Here is a 21,538-nt window from a genome sequence, read left to right on the forward strand (position 1 = left end):
CGATAGTAAATTATTTTAAATTGACAAGAGGTATGCAAAGTGGATATAATAATCTTTGTTTGTTTGGGGTGATATATCATGCAAATTCGTTTTAGAGAGCTATCTCTTCAATCGCAGTCTGTACACATGAGCGAAGTTATGAATTTGACGGAACCTTTTGAGGGTCGTCAAGACATTCTTGGGCATGGACCAGTCAATGTCGATCTTCATGCGAGATATGAAGATGGGGTAGTCAAAGTTAACGGTCATTTAACGCTAGACTTGGAGTTAAGTTGTTCTCGATGCTTAACGCACACTAACCAAACAATTAAGCTTCCATTTAAGGAAGTTTTCATGCAAAAGCCGGAAGAAGAAGATCCAGAGCTTGACGAGGATATTCATCTGGTGGTTGGGGATAAAGTCGATTTAGAGCCTTACGTTGTAGAGAATGTAGTGGTCGGTTTACCGTACATACCACTTTGTGACGAAGCGTGCAAAGGTCTCTGTCCGGTGTGTGGAGAAAACCGCAATGATCGTGATTGCGGCTGTAAGCAGGATCGGATTGATCCAAGGCTTGCAGGTCTCGCGGACTTTTTTAACAAAGAATAAGGCAACGCCGAAATTCGTATAAGGAGGTGTTTTGAATATGGCAGTACCTCAAAGAAGAACGTCCAAAACTCGTCGCGACAAGCGCCGTACTCACTTTAAATTGGAAGTTCCAGGCATGGTGAAATGTGAACAATGTGCAGAGCTTAAGCTAGCGCATCACGTTTGTAAATCTTGCGGAACATACAAAAGCAGAGAGATCGTAAAAGCATAAGATTAGACATAGTACTTCATCCTAGGTGAGGTGCTATTTTTTTTGCTTTCTTTTTAGTTGTAAATTTAATATACTACAGTTTAGTATCTGGTAATAAGATGAGATCTCACGAGATAAGGTGGTGCTTACCATCGAACGCCTTCCTAAACGACAAAGGCAGCAGCAGCTGTTGCAAGCCATTGAAGCGAACCCTTTTATGACGGATGAGGAATTGATGCGAACGTTTGGGGTTAGTATCCAAACTGTCCGCTTGGATCGATTAGAGCTTGGTATTCCTGAACTGCGGGAACGCATGAAGCATATGGCCGTCAAAACGTATGATCCTGTGCGTTCACTTCCAATAGATGAAGTGATTGGAGAAGTTATTGATTTGCAGTTGGATCAGAGCGGTATTTCGATTTTTGAAATTAAAGAAGACCATATTTTTTCCAGAACTAAAATTGCCAGAGGCCATCATATTTTCTCACAAGCCAACTCATTGGCTGTTGCTGTCATCGACGATCCGATTGCATTAACAGCTTCGGCAGATATCCGATTTGTACGATCAGTGAAGCTGGGAGAGAAATGTGTCGCCAAAGCTTATGTGCGATCTGTATCCAAAGGGAAAGCACGTGTTGAGGTGTTCACTTATGTGGGAGAAGAAACGGTGTTTCGAGGCAACTTTGTCATCTTTCATTCGAAGAAAGAGCAACATCTAGATAGGGAGGACAAGCTCCATGCGGATCGCGATTGATGCAATGGGCGGAGATCATGCGCCTAAGATCGTAGTTGAGGGTGCTCTCGCAGCGGCCAAAGAGTGGAAGGACGTACATATTATTTTAGTCGGTAACAGCGCCGCGATAGAAGCTCACCTCACAGAGAGGCCGGATAACCTAACGATCCATCATGCGGAAGAAGTCATCGAAGCCGAGGATGAGCCTGTCAAAGCAGTTCGTCGCAAGAAAGACGCTTCCATGGTCGTGGCAGGAAGACTGGTGCGGGAGAAGGAAGCCGAAGCCATGATTTCTGCAGGCAACACAGGAGCCTTGATGACGACTGGATTGCTAATCGTAGGAAGAATTCCCGGTATTGAACGTCCAGCATTAGCACCGATGATTCCTACTATGGACGGTCATGGTGTACTTGCATTAGATTTAGGAGCGAACATGGATGCAACCCCAGAGCAATTGATCCAATACGCGATTATGGGCAGCATTTATCGTTCCAAAGTGCATGGTATTACCAAGCCTCGCGTAGGTTTATTGAATGTCGGAACGGAATCGACCAAAGGGAATGAATTAACCAAAACAGCATATCCTTTAATGGAACAAGCTCCGATTCATTTTGTTGGCAATGTGGAGTCTTCACAGGTGCTTCGCGCGAAATGCGATGTGATTGTCTGCGACGGCTTTGCTGGAAATATTATGTTGAAATCACTAGAGGGCGCAGCATCCGCCATTTTCTCAGCATTAAAGCAAGAATTCACGAAATCCATCTTCTCGAAGCTTGCAGCAGCCGTTTTGAAGCCAGGGTTGACGCAATTTCGCAAGAAATTGGACTATAATGAACATGGGGCAGCTCCATTCCTGGGTATCGATGGATTGGTACTCAAAAGTCACGGCTCCTCAGATGCAAATGCCATTAAGAATGCCGTTCGTCAAGCAAGAATTGCGTTACAAAATGATTTGGTTGGCACCATATCTGCCGAAATTAGCCGCGGGAAGCGAGATATAACAACATGAACTTAATACCAGTTGGGGTACTCGGAACGGGTAAATATGTACCAGAACGTATTTTAACGAATCAAGAACTAGAAACAATGGTCGAAACGAATGATGAGTGGATCGTAACTCGAACAGGTATCCGCGAAAGAAGAATAGCAGCAGAAGGACAAGCTACGTCCGATCTTTGCTATGAAGCTTCCTTGGTTGCCTTGTCTAACGCTGGCATTACAGCGGATCAACTTGATCTAATTATTGTAGCTACCATCACACCGGATATGTCATTTCCGTCTACGGCCTGTATTCTTCAAGAAAAATTGGGAGCGAAGAAAGCTGCGGCATTCGACTTATCGGCGGCTTGCTCAGGCTTCGTGTATGGACTAGCGAATGCGGCCAATTTTATTGCCACAGGTACATATAAATACGCGCTCGTCATCGGCGCAGATTGTCTGTCCAAAATCACGGATTACACAGATCGCAATACTTGCATTCTATTTGGTGATGGGGCAGGAGCTGTTGTGATTGGCGAGGTGCCTGAAGAACGAGGCTTTAAATCCTTTGAACTAGGTGCGGACGGTACCGGAGGTCCTCTTCTGAAAATAGAAGGCGGCGGCTCCCGTAATCCTGCTTCACAGAACTCGCTTGACCAGCGTTTGCATTACATCTACATGGCCGGTGCCGAGGTCTTCAAGTTTGCAGTTCGCATTATGGGGAATGCTGCGGATGAAGCTCTGCGTAAAGCGGGCTGGGAGAAAACAGACATCGATCTGCTTGTCCCACACCAAGCCAACATGCGAATTATTCAATCGTCACTGAATCGCTTGGAGTTGTCCGAAGATAAATGTATGATTAACTTGGACAAGTATGGTAATATGTCGGCTGCCTCGATTCCAGTAGCACTAGCAGAAGCTTCCGAGCAAGGCAGATTAAGCGCAGGTGATCGCCTTGTCTTAGTTGGCTTTGGCGGCGGACTCACTTGGGGTGCGACAGCATTAGTTTGGTAAATCGTTAGATGGACTTATTTCTGAGAAAAAAATGACTGAATATACCGTGGAAGGGGATCCTTTTCTCGTATGGGTAAAATAGCATTTGTATTTCCTGGTCAAGGTTCACAGTCCGTGGGTATGGGACAAGACCTATACACATCGCTGCCAGCGGCCAAAGATTATTTTGACCGCGCGAACACAGCGCTGGGCTTTTCCTTGTCTGATCTGATCTTCCAAGGTCCAGAGGACCAATTGAAGATCACGTACCACACGCAGCCTGCGCTACTGACGACAAGCATCGCTTGTCTGGAGGCGTTCAAGGCTGCTGGCATCACGCCAAACTATGTCGCAGGACATAGTCTTGGCGAGTACAGCGCGCTCGTCGCAGCGGGCGTGCTCGCGTTCGAAGACGCGGTCCGCACTGTGCGGGCCCGTGGCGAGTTCATGGAGCAGGCCGTCCCAGGCGGCCTGGGAGCCATGGCAGCCGTGCTCGGAGCCGAGCGCGGAGCGCTGACGGAGCTTTGCGCGGCTATCACAAGCGGCGGCTCTGTCGTGGAGCTCGCCAATGTGAACTGCCCGGGACAGATTGTCGTCTCGGGCAGTAAGGAAGGCGTTGCAGCGGTTGTCGAACGCTGCAAGGAAGCTGGCGCGAAGCGTGCCATCCCGCTCGAGGTGAGCGGGCCGTTTCACTCTTCCCTCATGAAGCCAGCCTCGGAGCGCCTCGCAGAGGTGCTCGCATCCATCGAGATGAGGGATGCAGCCGTGCCCGTTGTCGCCAACGTAACGGCTCGTCCTGTGACCCAGCCGAGCGATATTCGCGGCTTGCTGGTGGAGCAGGTGTATTCCCCTGTACTTTGGGAAGACACGATCACGTACCTGATCAGCCAAGGCGTGGATACGTTCATCGAGCTGGGCTCGGGAACGGTGCTTGCTGGCTTGATCAAAAAAGTCGACAAAACGGTGAAAACCGTGTCGATTGGCAGCCTTGAAGCACTGGACAAGTACACGCAGGAGGTGCACAATCATGTTAACGGGTAAAGTAGCGCTAGTTACCGGAGCATCGCGTGGTATTGGCCGTGCAATTGCTTTGCATTTGGCTGAACACGGTGCTGATGTTGTTGTGAACTACGCCGGGAGTGAAGCTGCTGCTGGTGAGGTTGTAGCGGCAATTGAGGCGATGGGCCGCAAAGCGATTAAATTGCGTGCAGACGTAAGCAGCTATCAAGAATCTGACGATCTTGTGAAGCAAACGTTAGAAGTTTTTGGTAAAATTGATATTCTCGTGAATAATGCGGGCATAACAAGAGACAATTTAATCATGCGAATGAAAGAAGAAGAATTCGATCAAGTTATCGCTACGAATCTCAAAGGCGTGTTCAATTGTGTCAAAGCTGTTACACGTCCAATGATGAAGCAGCGCTTTGGTCGAATTATCAATATATCTTCTGTAGTTGGCGTGCTCGGTAACCCGGGTCAAGCTAACTATGTAGCAGCAAAAGCAGGTGTAATCGGCTTAACGAAGGCTACTGCGAGAGAACTATCCTCGCGTGGTATTACCGTAAACGCCGTCGCGCCAGGCTTTATTGAAACCGATATGACAGACAAATTGTCTGCTGAGATGCGTGAACACATGCTGAAGCAAATCCCACTGGAGCGCCTTGGGCAGCCAGAGGAAATTGCGAAGGTAGTTCGCTTCTTGGCATCTGACGATGCCTCTTACATGACAGGGCAGACGCTCCATGTAGATGGCGGAATGTACATGTAAGTTTCTGGAAAATTGAGAATCGTAAAATTGACTACTGGCAATCTGTCAAAGATTCTCGTATAATACCAAATGAGGAGGTGAACCGGATGTCCGACGTATTGGATCGTGTTAAACGAATTGTAGTCGATCGTCTAGGGGTTGATGAAGCTGAAGTCACCCTCGAAGCATCTTTCAAAGAAGATCTAGGTGCTGATTCTCTCGATGTAGTTGAATTAGTAATGGAATTAGAAGATGAGTTCGATTTAGAAATTTCAGATGAAGATGCTGAGAAGATTACGACAGTAGGAGAAGTTACGAATTACATAAAATCTCATACGTAATAGTCTACAGAGTCCCGTTTCTAATAAAGACGGGACTTCTCTCCATTCTCACCAATAAAAAATATGAAACACTACATAGAAGGTGGTACAAATGAACAGAGTTGTAATTACAGGTATGGGCGTAGTTACTGCCCTTGGTCAAGATTTAGAAACATTCTGGGGTAACCTGACTACTGGTAAATCCGGCGTGGGAATGATCGAGAATTTTGATGTAAGCGAATACCCAACACGGATTGCGGCTGAGATCAAAGATTTCAACATTGAGGATTATGTGGATCGCAAAGAGTCTCGCCGTATGGACCGTTTCGTTCAATTCGCGGTTGCAGGTGCTATCAATGCGCTCAAGGACGCGAATTTGAACGTGAAGGAAGATGCCGATCCAGAGCGCGTGGGCGTTTCTGTAGGATCAGGTATCGGTGGTTTGAACACATGGGAAGAGCAGCATCGCATTTTGTTGGAAAAAGGACCTAAACGGGTATCACCTTTCTTCATCCCGATGATGATTGCGAATATGGCTTCTGGTCACGTATCGATGGTCACGGGTGCGAAAGGGCCGAACTCCACAGCCGTAACGGCTTGTGCAACAGGTACGCATTCCATCGGTGACTCTTTCAAAATGATTCAACGTGGCGATGCTGACGTAATGATTTGCGGTGGTGCTGAGGCAACGATTACTCCGATTGGTGTAGCTGGTTTCTGCGCACTACGCGCGATGTCAACTCGCAATGAAGAGCCGCATTTGGCAAGTCGTCCTTTTGATACAGGCCGTGATGGCTTTGTCATGGGTGAAGGCGCTGGTGTACTCATTCTGGAGTCCCTAGAGCACGCTCAGAAGCGTGGTGCACGCATCTATGCTGAGGTTATCGGCTACGGCATGAGCGGCGATGCGTATCACATGACAGATCCAGACCCAGATGGCGCTGCACGTTGTATGGTGAAAGCGATTAAGGATGCAGGCATTGCACCTGAGGCGATTTCGTACATCAACGCTCACGGTACATCGACACCTGTAGGAGATAAGTCAGAGACGATTGCTATCAAGAAAGCGTTAGGCGAGCATGCCTACAAGGTTGCTGTTAGCTCGACGAAATCAATGACAGGTCATTTACTTGGCGCTGCTGGCGGTGTGGAAGCTGTAATTTGTGGATTAACAATCGCGAATAGCCTCATTGCACCAACAATCAACTTGGACAATCAAGACCCTGAGTGTGATTTGGATTACGTGCCGAACACGGCTCGTGAAGCAAACGTAGGAATTGCGATGTCGAACTCCTTCGGCTTCGGCGGTCATAATGCAACGATCATCATGAAAAAGTTTGAAGCATAATTCCCATGCCTGCGACGAAAGATAACGGAATATCATTCTCTCCGGGTGGTGAAGTAAGGCGTGAACCGTGATATTAAGGACTTACAGAAGCAGATAGGTGTCTCGTTTCGCAAAACGGAGCTGCTGAAGCAAGCTTTTACACATTCGTCCTATGTGAATGAACACCGTATTGCTGGACATAAAGATAACGAACGGCTTGAGTTTCTTGGAGATGCCGTACTTGAATTAACAGTTTCGGAATTTTTATATGAATCTTATCCTGGGCGTTCTGAAGGTGAATTAACGAAGCTGAGGGCTTCCATTGTTTGTGAGCCCTCGCTCGTGACTTTTGCCGAAGATTTGGATTTCGGTGCCTTTGTCTTGCTTGGTAAAGGGGAAGAGTTAACAGGAGGACGATCACGGCCAGCCTTGTTGGCAGATGTGTTTGAATCCTTTGTTGGCGCTTTATACCTAGACCAAGGCTTGGACACCGTTAAAGCTTTTCTTCAGAAGCATGTATTCCCCAAAATTTCCAGTGAAGGCAAGCTGCTCGTGATTGATTACAAGACGCAATTACAAGAGCATACCCAGCATCACAATATGGGTTCCTTGGAATACCGGATTGTGAATGAACGGGGTCCTGCACATGAGCGAGAGTTCGTTGCTGAAGTGCATATGGATAGCGAGCTTTTGGGAACGGGTGCAGGTCGTTCTAAGAAAGAAGCGGAACAGCAGGCTGCTGCTGGTGCGCTATCCAAATTAAACGTAACGGTACAACGATAGTGAAAAACCAGAAGAGGCGGCAGCTGCTGCCTTTTTTGTATTTTTCTCTTATTTTGACATGCGATATGTTACAATAATTTTTGAGGTGAGACCATGTTTTTGAAACGGATCGAATTATCCGGGTTTAAATCATTCGCGGACCGGACGGAACTCGAATTTGTGCGAGGCATTACCGCGGTTGTAGGTCCTAACGGGAGTGGAAAGAGTAATATCTCGGACGGGATCCGTTGGGTATTAGGGGAGCAAAGCGCGAAGTCTTTGCGTGGCGGTAAAATGGAAGATGTCATATTCGCTGGCAGCGATGCACGTCGTGCAGTGAATTATGGTGAAGTCTCGTTAACATTAGATAATTCATCGCAGTCGCTACCGCTGGACTTTAATGAAGTTACAGTGACACGAAGAGTTCATCGCAATGGCGATAGCGAGTATTTGATAAACAAACAGCCTTGCCGCTTAAAGGATATCACGGAGTTGTTTATGGACACGGGGATCGGAAAAGAAGCGTATTCCATTATTGGACAAGGTCGTATTGAAGAAATTTTGAGTACGAAATCGGAAGATCGTCGAGGTATCTTTGAAGAAGCTTCGGGGATTGTTAAATATAAATCGCGTAAGCGCGAAGCGGAGAAGAAATTGAATGATACCGAGCAAAATTTGCTGCGGATCCACGATTTAGTCTCTGAGCTCGAGGATCAAGTTGAACCGCTTCGTGAGCAGTCGGAGAAAGCGATTCGGTTCAAAGAGCTGAAAGAAACGCTCAAGAGCAGCGAGATTTCCATGTATGTTCATCAGATCGATCAGATCTATGTCGCTTGGAATGACGCTACACAGCTGTTAGAGAAGCTAACGAAAGAGCAAACGGAGCTCTCTACGATTGTGAGCCAGCATGATGCGCATTTGGAGAAGCATCGTTGGGAAACGCGCAGACTAGAAGAAGAACTAGAAAAGCTGCAAGAAAGTTTGCTAGGTCTGAGCGAAGAGTTTGAGAAATGTGAGGGTCACGGTGAGGTTCTCAAAGAACGGAAAAAGAACTATGTGACGAATCATCAACAGCTAAGTACTACAATCGCTATGCAAGAGCAGCGTAAATTAGATAAAGAAGCTGATTTGAGCGAACAACGGGAGAAAATCATTCAAATTGGCGCGCAGTTGTTCGAATTCCAAGCCAAGCTGACTGCGGAAGAGCAGCGTTTGCAAGGGGTAAGCGGAGGGATCAGTTCTTCGCCTGAGGATCAGTTGAAGGGTGAATTGCTGGAAACGCTCAATCGTATGGCGCAGTCTCGCAATGAAATTCGGTACGCCGAGCAGCAAATCGAAAGCATTGGACGCCGTTTGGACAGACTCGATGAAGAACGTCAGAAATGGGCGGATCAACGTGAAAGTATTACGCGCCGTAAGCAAGAGCTTTCAACTAAATTGGAAGAAACGGTTGGAGACATTGAGCGTGCTAGACAAGAATATGTCCAATTAACGCAAGCTCTGAAAAGTAAGCAAGGACTGCTGGATGAAGCACAGGCTATGGTGCGCAAATGGGAGCAAAAACTCGATGGCTTAATTTCCCGCCGCGACACCATGAAGGAAATGGCCAATGATTACGATGGCTTCCAGCAAGGTGTCAAGGAAGTACTTAAAGCGAAAACGCGTAAGGATTTGCGGGGCATTCGCGGGGCAGTTGCTGAACTTGTCAAAGTACCTGCCAATGTGGAAGTGGCGATTGAAACAGCACTAGGCGGCGCCCTGCAAAATATCGTCGTTGAGACTGAAGCAGACGGCCGTGAAGCGATTGCTTTCTTGAAGCGTCGTCAAATGGGACGGGCCACGTTCCTGCCAATGAACGTTATTCGTGGGCGTTCGATCTCTGACCATGAGAGTCAGACATTGAAAGCTTCGAAGGGCTTTGTCGGGATTGCGGTTGATCTTGTTTCCTTTGAATCTACCTATCACAATATTTTCTCTAGCTTATTAGGGAACGTTGTTATAGCAGAAAGTTTAGAAGATGCCAATCATATCGCAGCGAAAGCGCAATATCGCTATCGCGTTGTGACGCTGGAAGGCGATGTTGTCAATCCAGGCGGCTCCATGACAGGGGGAAGCTTGCAGAAGAAGTCGACGAATTTATTAGGTCGCCAACGTCAAATCGAAGAGCTTGATGCAGAAATCGCTACTTCTGAGGGTCAGCTTAGTGGTTTACGCAGCCAATCCAGTTCATTGAAGCGTGAGATCACCGATGAAATGTTGAAAGTAGAACAGCTTCGACAACTGGGTGAGCAGCAGCGTATTACGGAGCAGCAAATTCGTGCGGAATTAAATCCGCTGGAGTCGGAAAGCCGTACTGTGGAGGAGCAGCTTGCGCTGGATAGTCAGGACAGAGGCTCTTTGATGGAAGAACGGGCGGATTTTGCTCGCAAAAAAGTCGAAAGCGAAGCAGCACTTGCTCAGCTTCAAGAAGAGGAAGCCTCACTTCAACAAGCGATTCGAGATGCCGAGAGCTCTCGTAAAGCAAGTGAATCAGAGAAAGAAGAGCTGCAAAGTCAATTGACGGATTTGAAAGTGAAGGTGGCATCTACATCACAAGAAAAGCAATCCCTTCAAGATCAACAAAGGCGCTTACAGCAGGATCTAAGTGAAGTTGAACGTGAGATTGAAGTCAATCGTAACCTGCTTGCGCAATTGGATGGCGATATGGCAACACTCGAACAGGAAACGGTACAGCAAATCGAGCTGATGAACGATTTGAAGCTGAGAAAGCAACAATGCTCTGAGAGCATTGAGTTCAAACGTGCAGAACGTGCAGACTGGCTGCAGAAGCTAGAACACGGTGAAAATGAGACACGTACGCAACGTATCCAGCTGAAGCAGGTTGAAGAAAATCTCCATCAAACCGAAGTGCGCGTGACGCGCCTAGATGTTGAGCTTGAGAACCTGCTCAAAAAGCTTGCTGAAGAATATGAACTTAGCTATGAGCTGGCGAAAATGCGGTACCCTGTCCCTGAAGATATTCAAGGTACGCAAAGTAAGGTTCGTGAGCTCAAACGTGAAATTGCTTCGCTAGGTGATGTGAACATAGGTGCTATTGAAGAGTATGCGCGCGTGTCAGAACGCTTTGAGTTCTTGAGCTCGCAAAAGGATGATTTGATCGAAGCGAAAACAACCTTGTATCAGGTCATTCGTGAAATGGATCAAGAAATGTCCAAACGCTTTAAAACAACGTTCGATGCGATTCGTTCCCACTTTGGCGTCGTCTTTGCTAAATTGTTCGGCGGCGGTCGCGCAGATTTGATTCTGTCCGAGCCAGAGAATATGCTGGATACTGGCATTGAGATTGTAGCTCAACCGCCAGGCAAAAAGCTTCAGAATCTTCAATTGCTTTCCGGTGGCGAACGCGCACTGACTGCCATTGCGCTCTTGTTCTCCATTATTCGCGTGAAACCAGTGCCATTCTGCGTACTAGATGAGGTAGAAGCCGCGTTAGATGAGGCAAACGTGTCTCGATTTGCCGAGTATTTGCGAGAGTTTTCGGAAATGACACAATTTATCGTAGTTACACACCGTAAAGGGACGATGGAAGAGGCCGATGTGTTATATGGCGTCACTATGCAAGAAGGCGGCGTTTCTAAACTCGTATCTGTCCGTTTAGAGGATGAGGAAGCGACAATGACAGCATCTTAAAGTGAAATCAAAGGATTTATTTAGGAGGAACTATGAGTTTTTTTAAGCGATTAAAAGAAAGTATCTCAGGTAAGGCCGAAGCGGTAACGAATAAATTTAAAGAGGGGTTAACGAAAACGCGTGATGCGTTCGTGAACCGTGTCGATGATTTATTTAGCCGTCGTAAGAAAATAGATGAAGATTTTTACGAAGAACTGGAAGAAATCCTTATTGGCGCGGACGTCGGCGTGAATACAGTGCTGAAGTTGATAGATGAGCTTCGTGCAGAGGTCAAGAAACGCAAAATAGAAGATCCCGCCGAGCTTCAGCCGATCCTTTCTGAGAAATTGATTGAGTTGCTGAAAGGTGATGCAGACGCGGGGTTGAACATAAATCCAAATGGCTTAACGGTTATCTTATTCGTTGGTGTTAATGGCGTAGGTAAGACGACGACAATCGGTAAAATGGCTCATATGTTCAAATCTCAAGGTAAAAAGGTGTTGATGGCCGCTGGGGATACGTTCCGTGCTGGCGCCATTGAACAGCTCGAGACTTGGGGAGAGCGCGTTGGTGTCGATGTAATTAAACAACAATCCGGGGCAGATCCTGCCGCGGTCATGTACGATGCCGTTCAGGCGGCCAAAACGCGTGGTGTTGATATACTGTTATGCGATACAGCAGGTCGATTGCAGAATAAAGTGAATTTGATGGAGGAGCTTAACAAGATCTATCGAGTTATCCAACGCGAAGTGCCTGACGCCCCTCATGAGGTTATTCTCGTTCTGGATGCGACTACTGGACAAAATGCACTCAGCCAAGCCAAGCTTTTTGGTGATAAAACAGGTCTTACGGGCTTAGTATTATCCAAATTGGATGGTACAGCCAAAGGCGGAATCGTCGTGGCGATCCGTCAAGAGCTCTCTCTGCCGGTTAAATTTGTAGGCCTTGGTGAGAAAATGGATGATCTGCAGCCGTTCGATTCCGAGCAGTTTGTGCATGCGTTATTTGGCAAATGGATAGGCGATCAGACTGACAAGGTATAATGCTTGACAATCATCTTGGAATTCAGTATGATAGGTTCTGTTGTGCTGCTGTCAAGTGTGCAACCTTTACGGAGGTAGATTATGACTGTCGATCCTATGTTGGAGAAAACGAACCGCATTAACCTGCTGTTTGATTTCTATGAACCATTGTTGACCGATAAGCAGCGAACATTCCTTGAATTGTATTTCCATGATGATTACTCCCTCGGGGAGATTGCGGAGAACTTCACAATTAGCCGCCAAGCGGTCTATGAGCATATTAAGCGTGCGGAATTGACACTTCAGGAATATGAGAATAAATTACAGCTGCTACATAAGCACGAACAACGCATGAAGCTGCGTCAAGATTTGGTTGTTGGATTGAATGACTGTGATCCGGCGCTAAAGAGGAAAGTGACAGAGCTTTTTGATACAATAGTGGGGATTGATTGAAACCGTAGTTAGAAGCAGGAGGTGAAGCGCATGGCATTTGAAGGATTAGCAAACCGATTGCAGAATGTGTTCGGCAAGCTGAGAAGCAAAGGTAAGCTGACGGAAGAAGATGTAGGCGAAGCGCTTCGCGAGGTACGATTGGCACTGCTTGAAGCGGACGTTAACTTTAAAGTCGTTAAAGATTTTATTGCGAAGGTGAAAGAGCAAGCAATCGGACAAGAAGTTCTGAAATCTTTCACGCCAGGCATGGTTGTTATTGATATCGTGAACAAAGAGCTTACAGCTCTGATGGGCGGCACACAAAGTAAGCTTGCGCGTTCGAATCGACCGCCGACGGTTATTATGATGGCGGGTTTGCAAGGGGCAGGTAAAACGACGACCTCAGGTAAATTAGCTAAAATGTTGTTGAAACAGAATCACAGACCGCTTCTAGTTGCATGTGACATTTACCGTCCCGCGGCGATCAAGCAGTTGGAAGTGCTCGGAGAGCAACTGAAAGTGCCTGTTTTCTCCCTTGGTGATAAAGTGAATCCTGTCGAGATTGCGAAAGCAGGACTTCAACATGCGAAGGATAACGGCAATGACTATGTGATTATCGATACAGCAGGTCGCTTGCACATTGATGAAAACCTCATGGACGAGCTCAAAAATGTCCGTGAAGCAACGAGTCCTGATGAGATTTTGCTAGTCGTCGATGCAATGACAGGGCAGGATGCTGTCAATGTTGCGGAAAGCTTCCATCAACAGCTTGAATTATCAGGCGTTGTGTTAACCAAACTAGATGGAGATACACGCGGTGGTGCTGCGCTTTCTGTCAAAGCGGTGACAGGTTGTCCGATCAAGTTCGTAGCCAGCGGCGAGAAGATGGATGCGTTAGAGCCATTTTACCCTGACCGTATGGCCTCAAGAATTCTCGGCATGGGCGATATGCTCTCCTTAATTGAGAAGGCACAAGCCGGCATCGATATGGATAAGGCGAAAGAGATGGAGCGCAAAATGCGCAACGCCGAATTCACCTTCGAGGATTTCATTGAGCAGATGGAGCAAGTGAAGAAGATGGGGCCTCTTGACCAAATTCTTGAGATGCTGCCTGGTGCGAACAAGATTAAAGGTATGAAAGATATGAAGGTTGACGAGAAGCAAATGGCTCGCGTGGAAGCGATCGTGAAGTCCATGACGACTGAAGAGAAACGTAAACCGGAGCTGCTGAATGCGAATCGTCGCAAACGGATTGCAGCGGGCAGCGGAAATTCGGTGCAGGAAGTCAATCGTTTCATCAAGCAGTTCGATGATATGCGCAAAATGATGAAGCAGTTCTCAGGCATGATGGGGCCGAAAGGCGCCAAAGGCATGAAAAAGTTAGGCAAGGGATTTAAATTTCCCTTTTAAATAAGGTTGTTTATTCTAAGTAGGAGGTGATTTTTCAATGGCAGTACGTATTCGTCTTAAACGTGTAGGCGCTCATAAAGCTCCTTTCTACCGTGTCGTGGTTTCGGATTCCCGTTCCCCGCGTGATGGTCGTTTTATCGAAGAAATCGGTACTTATAATCCAATTGCTGAACCAGCAGCTGTGGTTCTTGATGAGGAAAAAGCGCTTAAATGGCTTCAAACTGGCGCTCAACCGTCCGATACAGTTCGCAGCCTGTTCTCAAAAGCAGGTTTGATGACTAAGTTTCACGAGCTGAAATTACAGAAGTAATCTGTTATCTTTCGGAGGGTGGGTTCATGAAGGATCTTATCACCGTAATTGCTAAGGCTCTTGTCGATCATCCGGAAGAGGTACGTGTCGCTGTGGTGGAGAAAGAGGACAAGATCGAGTACAGGCTTTCTGTTCATCCCGACGATGTCGGAAAAGTGATTGGCAAGCAAGGCAAGATTGCGAAGTCGCTCCGCACGGTAGTCACGTCGGCAGCTGTGAAAGAAACGAAACGGGTAGCCGTTGAAATCGTTTCATAAGAAATGAGGTTAGGATTTAATTCCTAGCCTTTTTTCGCATATAGACAAGTAGGTAATTTAATGTGGAGGTTGGGCAAGCGCATATGACGGAAAAATTAGTGACGGTTGGTAAAGTTGTAAATAGCCATGGAATTCGTGGAGAACTAAAAATAGTACCGGAAACGGATTTTCCTGAACGATTTGATGTGGGAAATTCTTTGATCATTGTAGACTCTCAAAATAAGCAAACGTCGGTGACAGTGAAAACGTCCCGCTTACATAAAAACGTGTTTATCGTCCTGTTTGATCAATTTTCGAATATTAATGATGTTGAGAAATTTAAAGGCTCCCTGCTCAAGATCGAAGCGAAGAATCAAAAGCCTCTCGAAGAGGGAGAGTATTATTATCACGAAATCATCGGATGTAAAGTCGTTACGGAAGAAGACCAAGAATTAGGCCTTATTTCTGAAGTATTGACACCGGGAGCAAATGACGTTTGGGTTGTTTCTTTGCCAAAAGGTAAACAGCTGTTACTCCCCGTTATAGATGATGTGATTCTTCATGTGGATATTCCTAATAAAACGATTCGGATTCATCTGATGGAAGGGTTAATGGAATGAAAATTGATGTCTTAACCTTGTTCCCAGAAATGTTTGAGGGCGTGTTTTCTTCTAGTATATTAGGAAAAGCGCGTGATAAGGGAATCGTTTCGCTGAGCACGGTTAATTTTCGGAATTATTCCACGAACAAGCATAATACGGTTGACGATTACCCGTACGGTGGCGGCGGGGGCATGGTATTAAAGCCAGAACCTATCTTTGGAGCGGTCGAGGATTTGCCACCGCATCTAACAGCTGAGGGAGAAGCGGTAAAGCCGCGGGTCATCCTGTTATGTCCGCAAGGTGAGACCTTCACGCAGAAGAAAGCGGAGGAACTAGCCGGTGAAGAGCATCTCGTCTTTATTTGCGGTCACTATGAGGGCTATGATGAACGGATTAGACAGCACCTAGTGACGGACGAACTGTCAGTCGGTGATTATGTACTAACCGGCGGTGAAATACCCGCTATGGTCATTATAGACAGCGTAGTGAGGCTATTGCCTGGGGTGCTCGGGAATGAGATGTCAGCTGTGACCGATTCTTTCTCGACAGGACTTCTGGAGTATCCTCATTATACGAGACCTGCGAAGTTCAGAGATTGGGAAGTTCCAGAAATGCTTTTATCTGGACACCATGCCAATGTGAAGAAATGGCGGCTTAAAGAGTCACTCATCCGGACGTTAGAGCGTCGGCCAGATTTGCTTGAGGGTCGAGCACTGTCTAAAGAAGAGAAGATCTGGGTAGCCGAATGGAAAAAGCAGAAGCAAGAGCAAACGCAAGATATATAAGTCCTAGGAATCTTCTCTATTGAATTAATCCTTGGACTATGATATTATATATTCTGTTGTGATTTTTTCAACAGTTCGAGTCTGGTGGTCCTCTACGCATAACAACTTAGATGTACTAACTATTAGCGGAATGAACACCTGTGTGGAAGGAGGGAGTCAACTATGAATCTTATTCAAGAGATTACGAAAGAGCAACTCCGTACGGATATTCCTAATTTCCGTCCAGGAGACACACTTAAAGTACACGTAAAAGTTATCGAGGGTACACGTGAGCGTATTCAGCTGTTCGAAGGTGTTGTTATTAAACGCCACGGCGGTGGAATCAGCGAAACGTTTACAGTTCGTAAAATTTCTTACGGTGTGGGTGTGGAAAGAACTTTCCCATTCCATTCTCCGAAGATTGACAAGATTGAAGTGGCTCGCCGTGGTAAAGTTCGTCGTGCGAAACTTTATTATCTGCGTGGTCTTCGTGGTAAAGCAGCAAGAATTAAAGAAATTCGATAGTAAAATGGGGGGCTTGTTCAGTCAAGTCTCCTTTTCATTTTTTCTGTACATAATAGGACATAATAGAGATCATACCAAAACTGGAAGAGAGGCCGTCAGTGATGGAACATAACGATCAAATGCAACCTAATCAGCCGATCAGTGCTACACCAGCAAAGACCGTGCAAACAAAAAGTGAAACGTGGGAATGGATTAAAGCGCTAGTAATTGCAGGAGTACTTGTTATTATTATTCGATGGTTCCTCTTCTCCCCATTTATTGTTGATGGAGATTCGATGCATCCGAATTTCTTTACGGGTGAGCGATTGATCGTCAATAAAATAGTGTACGATATTCGTGATCCGAAGCGCGGCGAAGTCATCGTCTTCCATGCACCTGAAGGCAAAGATTATATCAAGCGTGTCATCGCACTCCCTGGAGAGACCGTCAAGGTAGCAGGGGACAAGGTGTACATTAACGGTCAAGAACTGGCCCAACCTTATATTCAGGAAGCAATTGATCAAGCAGTGAAAGAAGGGCATCCGTATAATACGTTATTGGATTTCCCTGAAACGAAAGTACCTGAAGGCGAGATATTCGCTATGGGTGATAACAGACCGAATTCCAAGGATAGCAGAACCAAAAGTGTTGGGTTTGTGCCTTACAATAAAATCGTAGGCCGCGCAGAAGTGATTTTCTGGCCGCTGAACAAAATTAGTTTCATACATTTTTGAGGTGAAGAGAAATGACCATTCAATGGTTTCCTGGTCACATGACCAAGGCTCGCAGACAGATCGAAGAAAAGCTTAAACTGATTGACGTCGTGATTGAGCTCTTGGATGCCCGCATCCCGCTTTCCAGCCGGAACCCGATGGTTGATGAGATTTTAAAAGGCAAGCCCCGTCTCGTATTGCTGAACAAGAATGACCTAGCCGACCCGCAAGTGACGGCTGAATGGGTGAAATACTTTGCGGACCAAGGCTTGCCAGCCTTGCCGATTGACGCTGCGAACGGAACGCATGTCAAAGAGATTTTGCCTAGAGTCAAACAGCTTTGGGCCCATAAAATTGAGACGATGCTGCGCAAAGGGATTAATCCTCGTGCGATTAGAGCCCTCATTGTTGGGATTCCGAATGTCGGTAAATCCACACTGATTAATCAGTTAGCAGGCAAGAAAATTGCTGCGACCGGAGATAAACCAGGTGTGACCAAAGGTCAGCAATGGATCAAGGTCGGTACCGAAATGGATCTGTTGGATACACCGGGGATTTTGTGGCCTAAATTCGAAGACCAGATGGTTGGCATGCGTTTGGCTGCAACTGGGGCTATCAAGGAAGAGCTTCTGCATTTGGATGACGTAGCTTTGTTTACCATTAAATATATGGTTCAGCATTATGGAGCTGGCATCCAAGAACGCTTCGGGGTTCAGGAGCTGCCAGAGGATATGGATAATATTCAGGAAATGGTGAAGGTCATGGAGGCGATCGGGCGTAAGCGCGGCGCTATTGTGAGCGGGGGTAAAGTGGATTTGGACAAAGCCTCCCTCATCATTATTCGTGATCTCAGAGCAGGGAAAATGGGACGTATTTCCTTGGAAAGACCATTTTAATCAGAAGAATCAGGAAGAACCTGGGGCGCAAGCCTTGGGTTTTTCTTTTTGTGCGGATAGGACGTAGTAAAAAATGGGTCTGGCTTGACGAAGCGCCGTTCCTTTATAATGAAATGATGGAAAGGGGCGGATATCATGCTAGAACATGAGATAGATATATGGCAACAAGGCTTCACAGCAATAGCTGGTATTGATGAGGTTGGACGCGGGTGTTTGTTTGGGGATGTTGTGGCTGCTGCAGTTATTCTTCCAAAGGGATATGTTCTTGAAGGGGTCAATGATTCCAAGAAGCTTTCCGAAAAGAAGCGTGAGCTGCTTTTTGATCAGATTATGGATGAGGCCATTTCAGTGGGGATTGGCATTGTAAATGTCGATGGCATCGAGACATTAAATATCAAGCAGGCATCAAGATTAGCTATGAAACAAGCAGTTGAAAAACTACATATCATGCCGGATTATTTGCTCGTTGACGCAGAAAATGTGGAAATAGACCTACCTCAATCAGCGATTATACACGGGGATGCGTTAAGTCAATCAATCGCAGCTGCTTCAATTATCGCCAAAGTGACGAGAGATCGCATGTGCGCGGAGTGGGACGAGCAGTATCCAGAGTACGGAATTGCAGTACATAAGGGTTATGCAACGAAACATCATAGAGAGATGTTGCTTAGGTATGGTCCTACGCCTTTACACCGGAAATTATTTATTCGCAATATTATGGCGCAGCTCGAAGCGCAAGAGAATGATTTGCAAACAGAACAACTCATATTTGACTTTATATAAACAATCTTAAGTAACGAAAATGGTATTAGACGCCGATAATATACATACGTGTAATCAGATTTGAGGTGAGCTTTTTGAATATTAGTGGATTAATTCGTAGCCTGGTTGGGGATTTAACAGCAGCTGATCCGAAGATGCTCGAATTAAAGGTTGGACAGATCGTCAAAGGCGTTGTACTTCAGCTCCTAAGTGATCAGGAAGCACTAGTGAATATAGGTGGTACGCTAGTTCGTGCAAAGCTGGAAACACCTCTAAAGCAAGGTGATGTTACCATGCTGCAGGTTCAGCCGGAATCCAAGGGCGGTCAAATTCTATTAAAACCGCTTGTCGCTTCGGATGTGCAGATTGCGGATGACTCACTTGGAGAGCTGCTCAAAGCTTTTGATGTCAAGGATACGGCTGGCAATCGTCAAATGGTTCAGCAATTACAGCAGGAAGGCGTTCCTGTGTCCAAAGAAAATGTGAAAGCATTCGAGTCTGTCATGCGTGAGATGCCACAGGGAGTGGCTAAAGAGGAATGGCTGCAAGCGGCTGTACTAGCCTCGAAAAAGGGACTGCCGCTTACACCTACGACAGTGGATGCTATAAAGCAAGTGACGACCGGCCCTTCGGCGGGCCAGGTGTTAGAACAGCTCGAGCAGCAGGCGACCGCGCTGCTTGAGCAAGACCCGACACACCCTGCGGCGGATACCGCCAAGCAGGTTGTGTCGCTGCTGAAGGAGCTGCGCGCGACGGCCGCAGCTGTGCGTCCTGCGGAGCCGGCTGCGCCAGCCTCCGCCGTGGACGAGCCTGCGGCAGCCCCGCCGCAGGCAGCTAGTGCACCAGCTGCTTCGCAGGCTGGTGGCAGTAACGCGGCTGCGCCGCGTGGCAGCGAGCCTGCGGCCGCTGCCGGTGCAGCTCCGCCCGCCGCATCAGCAGCGGGCGAGGTACCTCCCGCGCCGCCAGCTGCTGGCGCGGGATCGCTTGCCGCCTCGGCGAAGCCGGCGGCCCTGCAGGAGGCTCAGGCGCGCAGCGCTGAGCCTGTGAAGCAAGGCGAACCGGCTGATCCAGAGACAAACTGGATCAGCAAGATGCTCAAAGCCGTTGGCGTTGAGCATGAATCTCATGTCGCCGCCAAGTTGGACGAGCGCGGCAATCCTATGCCGGTGCGCCAACAAGCCACGGATAACGCCTTTTCGCTTTTTAGCATCAACACTTCTGAAGATCAACAAGGCGATACCGTTAAGCCATCTACGGAAACGCTGAAAAGCCTATTACTTCAGCTTACAGCGTCGGACGATACCCCAGCCCCACTTAAAGAAGCCGCGCAACAAGCTGTAAGCCAAATCACGGGGCAGCAGCTCATGCTGACGAATGACAAGAATGCGATGTTTACCCAGATGACTATGTTTGTCCCATTCTTGGACAGTTCAGGTCAGCAAACGGCAGCTATTCATATTCAATCCCGTAAAGGAAGCCGTGGCGAGGTAGATGCCAGCAACTGTCGGCTTTTGTTTGATCTTCAAATGAAAGTCATGGGCAATACATTGCTAGATGTTCAAGTCGTTAATAAAATTGTTTCGTTGAACATTCATAATGATCATCCAGCTTTAACAGGCTTGATGGAATCATCAAAAGAAGAAATTGCCGCTGCCATGAACAGTGTCGGCTATCAGTTCATTTCATTAAAATGTTCGCCATATCCTAAGCCGCTTGAAGTTCAGGAGGGTAAGGAAGAGGTTGGTAAAATAGGATCTTTGGATGGAAGGGTAGATTTAAGTGAACTTTATCGACCGAGAACCTATAAAGGGGTTGACGTTCGCGCATGAGTCCTCCCAAAAAAACACTCGAGGAATCACAACTAACCCCGATAAAGAAGGCGGTAGCGCTCCGCTATTCACCTGAAGTACAGAAAGCCCCAACCCTTATTGCCAAAGGGAAAGGGCATATGGCTGAAGCGATTTTACAAAAAGCGAAGGAAAATGGCATTCCAATTCAAGAGGATAAATCATTAGTTGAGGTATTATCTAAACTTGATCTGGATCAAGAAATTCCTCCAGAGCTGTATCAATTGGTAGCTGAGGTACTTAGCTTTATATATCGGTCCGATCAACGGATGAGACCTTCGAGGCATGAATAGATGAGTAATCAGCCTAAGGATGATCGTAAGCTGTTGGGGAGACAGGGTGAGGAATTGGCGTTCGCATACCTTGTTGAACAAGACTACCAGATTATCGAGCGAAATTGGCGCTGTCGTTCCGGTGAAATTGATATCATAGCTGACAAAGCGAATAAACTCATTTTCGTTGAAGTTCGAACGAGACGTCCTTCTAGCCGATTCGGTACAGCCAAAGAATCCGTAGATTATCGCAAGCAGGCGAAGGTCAGAGACATTGCACAATTTTATATGCATCGCTATCAGAAATACGAACAATCCATACAATTCGATGTCATTACAGTTGAAATGACCGACCTTAACGCGGAACCGAAGATTGTACATATACAAGGAGCCTTTTGACAGTCATTTAACATAATGTCGAGTCAAGAGGCTTTTATTTTCATCATGACCCTTTATTGATA

The 21,538-nt window shown here is 46.8% G+C and carries 25 protein-coding genes; all 25 read left to right on the forward strand.

The genetic code is table 11. The features are described from left to right. Nucleotides 1-78: 78 nt before the first annotated feature. Nucleotides 79-588: a YceD family protein gene (locus AC58QC_RS10060; RefSeq protein WP_497415023.1), complete on the forward strand. Its 510-nt coding sequence runs from the start codon at nucleotides 79-81 to the stop codon at nucleotides 586-588. Nucleotides 589-625: 37 nt separating this feature from the next. Then, nucleotides 626-799 (forward strand): 50S ribosomal protein L32, encoded by a 174-nt coding sequence (rpmF, locus tag AC58QC_RS10065; protein ID WP_056624823.1) that lies wholly within the window; start codon nucleotides 626-628, stop codon nucleotides 797-799. 118 nt (nucleotides 800-917) lie between these two features. Continuing rightward, a complete protein-coding gene (fapR, locus tag AC58QC_RS10070; protein ID WP_164483581.1) occupies nucleotides 918-1,532 on the forward strand; it encodes a transcription factor FapR in 615 nt (204 codons plus the stop codon). Then, nucleotides 1,516-2,520: a phosphate acyltransferase PlsX gene (gene plsX, locus AC58QC_RS10075; RefSeq protein ID WP_497415024.1), complete on the forward strand. Its 1,005-nt coding sequence runs from the start codon at nucleotides 1,516-1,518 to the stop codon at nucleotides 2,518-2,520. Before fapR ends, plsX begins: the two co-directional genes overlap by 17 nt. Next, nucleotides 2,517-3,503, forward strand: a complete 987-nt coding sequence (locus AC58QC_RS10080; protein WP_497415025.1) for a beta-ketoacyl-ACP synthase III — start codon at nucleotides 2,517-2,519, stop codon at nucleotides 3,501-3,503. The genes plsX and AC58QC_RS10080 overlap by 4 nt, the downstream gene beginning before the upstream one ends. A gap of 69 nt (nucleotides 3,504-3,572) precedes the next feature. Next, nucleotides 3,573-4,523, forward strand: coding sequence for an ACP S-malonyltransferase (fabD, locus tag AC58QC_RS10085; protein WP_497415026.1), 951 nt, complete (start codon nucleotides 3,573-3,575; stop codon nucleotides 4,521-4,523). Then, nucleotides 4,510-5,250, forward strand: coding sequence for a 3-oxoacyl-[acyl-carrier-protein] reductase (gene fabG, locus AC58QC_RS10090; protein WP_056625525.1), 741 nt, complete (start codon nucleotides 4,510-4,512; stop codon nucleotides 5,248-5,250). Before fabD ends, fabG begins: the two co-directional genes overlap by 14 nt. Before the next feature lie 86 nt (nucleotides 5,251-5,336). Beyond that, nucleotides 5,337-5,570: an acyl carrier protein gene (acpP, locus tag AC58QC_RS10095; RefSeq protein WP_028558238.1), complete on the forward strand. Its 234-nt coding sequence runs from the start codon at nucleotides 5,337-5,339 to the stop codon at nucleotides 5,568-5,570. Nucleotides 5,571-5,661: 91 nt separating this feature from the next. Next, complete coding sequence (fabF, locus tag AC58QC_RS10100; RefSeq protein ID WP_497415027.1) at nucleotides 5,662-6,897, forward strand: beta-ketoacyl-ACP synthase II; 1,236 nt, start codon at nucleotides 5,662-5,664, stop codon at nucleotides 6,895-6,897. Nucleotides 6,898-6,957: 60 nt separating this feature from the next. After that, nucleotides 6,958-7,659, forward strand: a complete 702-nt coding sequence (gene rnc, locus AC58QC_RS10105) for a ribonuclease III (protein ID WP_497415028.1) — start codon at nucleotides 6,958-6,960, stop codon at nucleotides 7,657-7,659. A gap of 93 nt (nucleotides 7,660-7,752) precedes the next feature. Next, entirely contained in the window at nucleotides 7,753-11,328 is a 3,576-nt protein-coding gene (gene smc / locus AC58QC_RS10110) for a chromosome segregation protein SMC (protein ID WP_497415029.1), read from the forward strand. A gap of 32 nt (nucleotides 11,329-11,360) precedes the next feature. Continuing rightward, the gene (ftsY, locus tag AC58QC_RS10115) at nucleotides 11,361-12,350 is read left to right on the forward strand and encodes a signal recognition particle-docking protein FtsY (RefSeq protein ID WP_497415030.1); all 990 of its coding nucleotides are present in this window, start codon (nucleotides 11,361-11,363) and stop codon (nucleotides 12,348-12,350) included. An 81-nt stretch (nucleotides 12,351-12,431) separates the two neighbouring features. Then, nucleotides 12,432-12,782, forward strand: a complete 351-nt coding sequence (locus AC58QC_RS10120; RefSeq protein WP_497415031.1) for a putative DNA-binding protein — start codon at nucleotides 12,432-12,434, stop codon at nucleotides 12,780-12,782. Nucleotides 12,783-12,812: 30 nt separating this feature from the next. Then, the gene (gene ffh, locus AC58QC_RS10125; RefSeq protein ID WP_497264117.1) at nucleotides 12,813-14,171 is read left to right on the forward strand and encodes a signal recognition particle protein; all 1,359 of its coding nucleotides are present in this window, start codon (nucleotides 12,813-12,815) and stop codon (nucleotides 14,169-14,171) included. A gap of 37 nt (nucleotides 14,172-14,208) precedes the next feature. Beyond that, the gene (rpsP, locus tag AC58QC_RS10130; protein WP_028558245.1) at nucleotides 14,209-14,481 is read left to right on the forward strand and encodes a 30S ribosomal protein S16; all 273 of its coding nucleotides are present in this window, start codon (nucleotides 14,209-14,211) and stop codon (nucleotides 14,479-14,481) included. A gap of 26 nt (nucleotides 14,482-14,507) precedes the next feature. Continuing rightward, nucleotides 14,508-14,738, forward strand: a complete 231-nt coding sequence (locus tag AC58QC_RS10135) for a KH domain-containing protein (protein WP_028558246.1) — start codon at nucleotides 14,508-14,510, stop codon at nucleotides 14,736-14,738. An 83-nt stretch (nucleotides 14,739-14,821) separates the two neighbouring features. Further along, nucleotides 14,822-15,337: a ribosome maturation factor RimM gene (rimM, locus tag AC58QC_RS10140; protein ID WP_497415032.1), complete on the forward strand. Its 516-nt coding sequence runs from the start codon at nucleotides 14,822-14,824 to the stop codon at nucleotides 15,335-15,337. Then, complete coding sequence (trmD, locus tag AC58QC_RS10145; RefSeq protein WP_497415033.1) at nucleotides 15,334-16,104, forward strand: tRNA (guanosine(37)-N1)-methyltransferase TrmD; 771 nt, start codon at nucleotides 15,334-15,336, stop codon at nucleotides 16,102-16,104. Before rimM ends, trmD begins: the two co-directional genes overlap by 4 nt. Before the next feature lie 162 nt (nucleotides 16,105-16,266). Continuing rightward, nucleotides 16,267-16,608: a 50S ribosomal protein L19 gene (rplS, locus tag AC58QC_RS10150; protein WP_028558249.1), complete on the forward strand. Its 342-nt coding sequence runs from the start codon at nucleotides 16,267-16,269 to the stop codon at nucleotides 16,606-16,608. Nucleotides 16,609-16,709: 101 nt separating this feature from the next. Continuing rightward, the gene (lepB, locus tag AC58QC_RS10155; RefSeq protein WP_497415034.1) at nucleotides 16,710-17,321 is read left to right on the forward strand and encodes a signal peptidase I; all 612 of its coding nucleotides are present in this window, start codon (nucleotides 16,710-16,712) and stop codon (nucleotides 17,319-17,321) included. A gap of 11 nt (nucleotides 17,322-17,332) precedes the next feature. Next, the gene (ylqF, locus tag AC58QC_RS10160; protein WP_056624869.1) at nucleotides 17,333-18,196 is read left to right on the forward strand and encodes a ribosome biogenesis GTPase YlqF; all 864 of its coding nucleotides are present in this window, start codon (nucleotides 17,333-17,335) and stop codon (nucleotides 18,194-18,196) included. A gap of 135 nt (nucleotides 18,197-18,331) precedes the next feature. Beyond that, complete coding sequence (gene rnhB / locus AC58QC_RS10165; RefSeq protein WP_497415035.1) at nucleotides 18,332-18,979, forward strand: ribonuclease HII; 648 nt, start codon at nucleotides 18,332-18,334, stop codon at nucleotides 18,977-18,979. Between the two features lie 74 nt (nucleotides 18,980-19,053). Further along, nucleotides 19,054-20,787, forward strand: coding sequence for a TP0910 N-terminal domain-containing protein (locus AC58QC_RS10170; protein WP_497415036.1), 1,734 nt, complete (start codon nucleotides 19,054-19,056; stop codon nucleotides 20,785-20,787). Beyond that, entirely contained in the window at nucleotides 20,784-21,098 is a 315-nt protein-coding gene (locus tag AC58QC_RS10175) for an EscU/YscU/HrcU family type III secretion system export apparatus switch protein (RefSeq protein WP_497415037.1), read from the forward strand. The genes AC58QC_RS10170 and AC58QC_RS10175 overlap by 4 nt, the downstream gene beginning before the upstream one ends. Further along, the gene (locus AC58QC_RS10180) at nucleotides 21,099-21,476 is read left to right on the forward strand and encodes a YraN family protein (RefSeq protein ID WP_497415038.1); all 378 of its coding nucleotides are present in this window, start codon (nucleotides 21,099-21,101) and stop codon (nucleotides 21,474-21,476) included. Nucleotides 21,477-21,538: the final 62 nt, after the last annotated feature.

The organism is Paenibacillus sp. J22P51 (assembly GCF_059692215.1).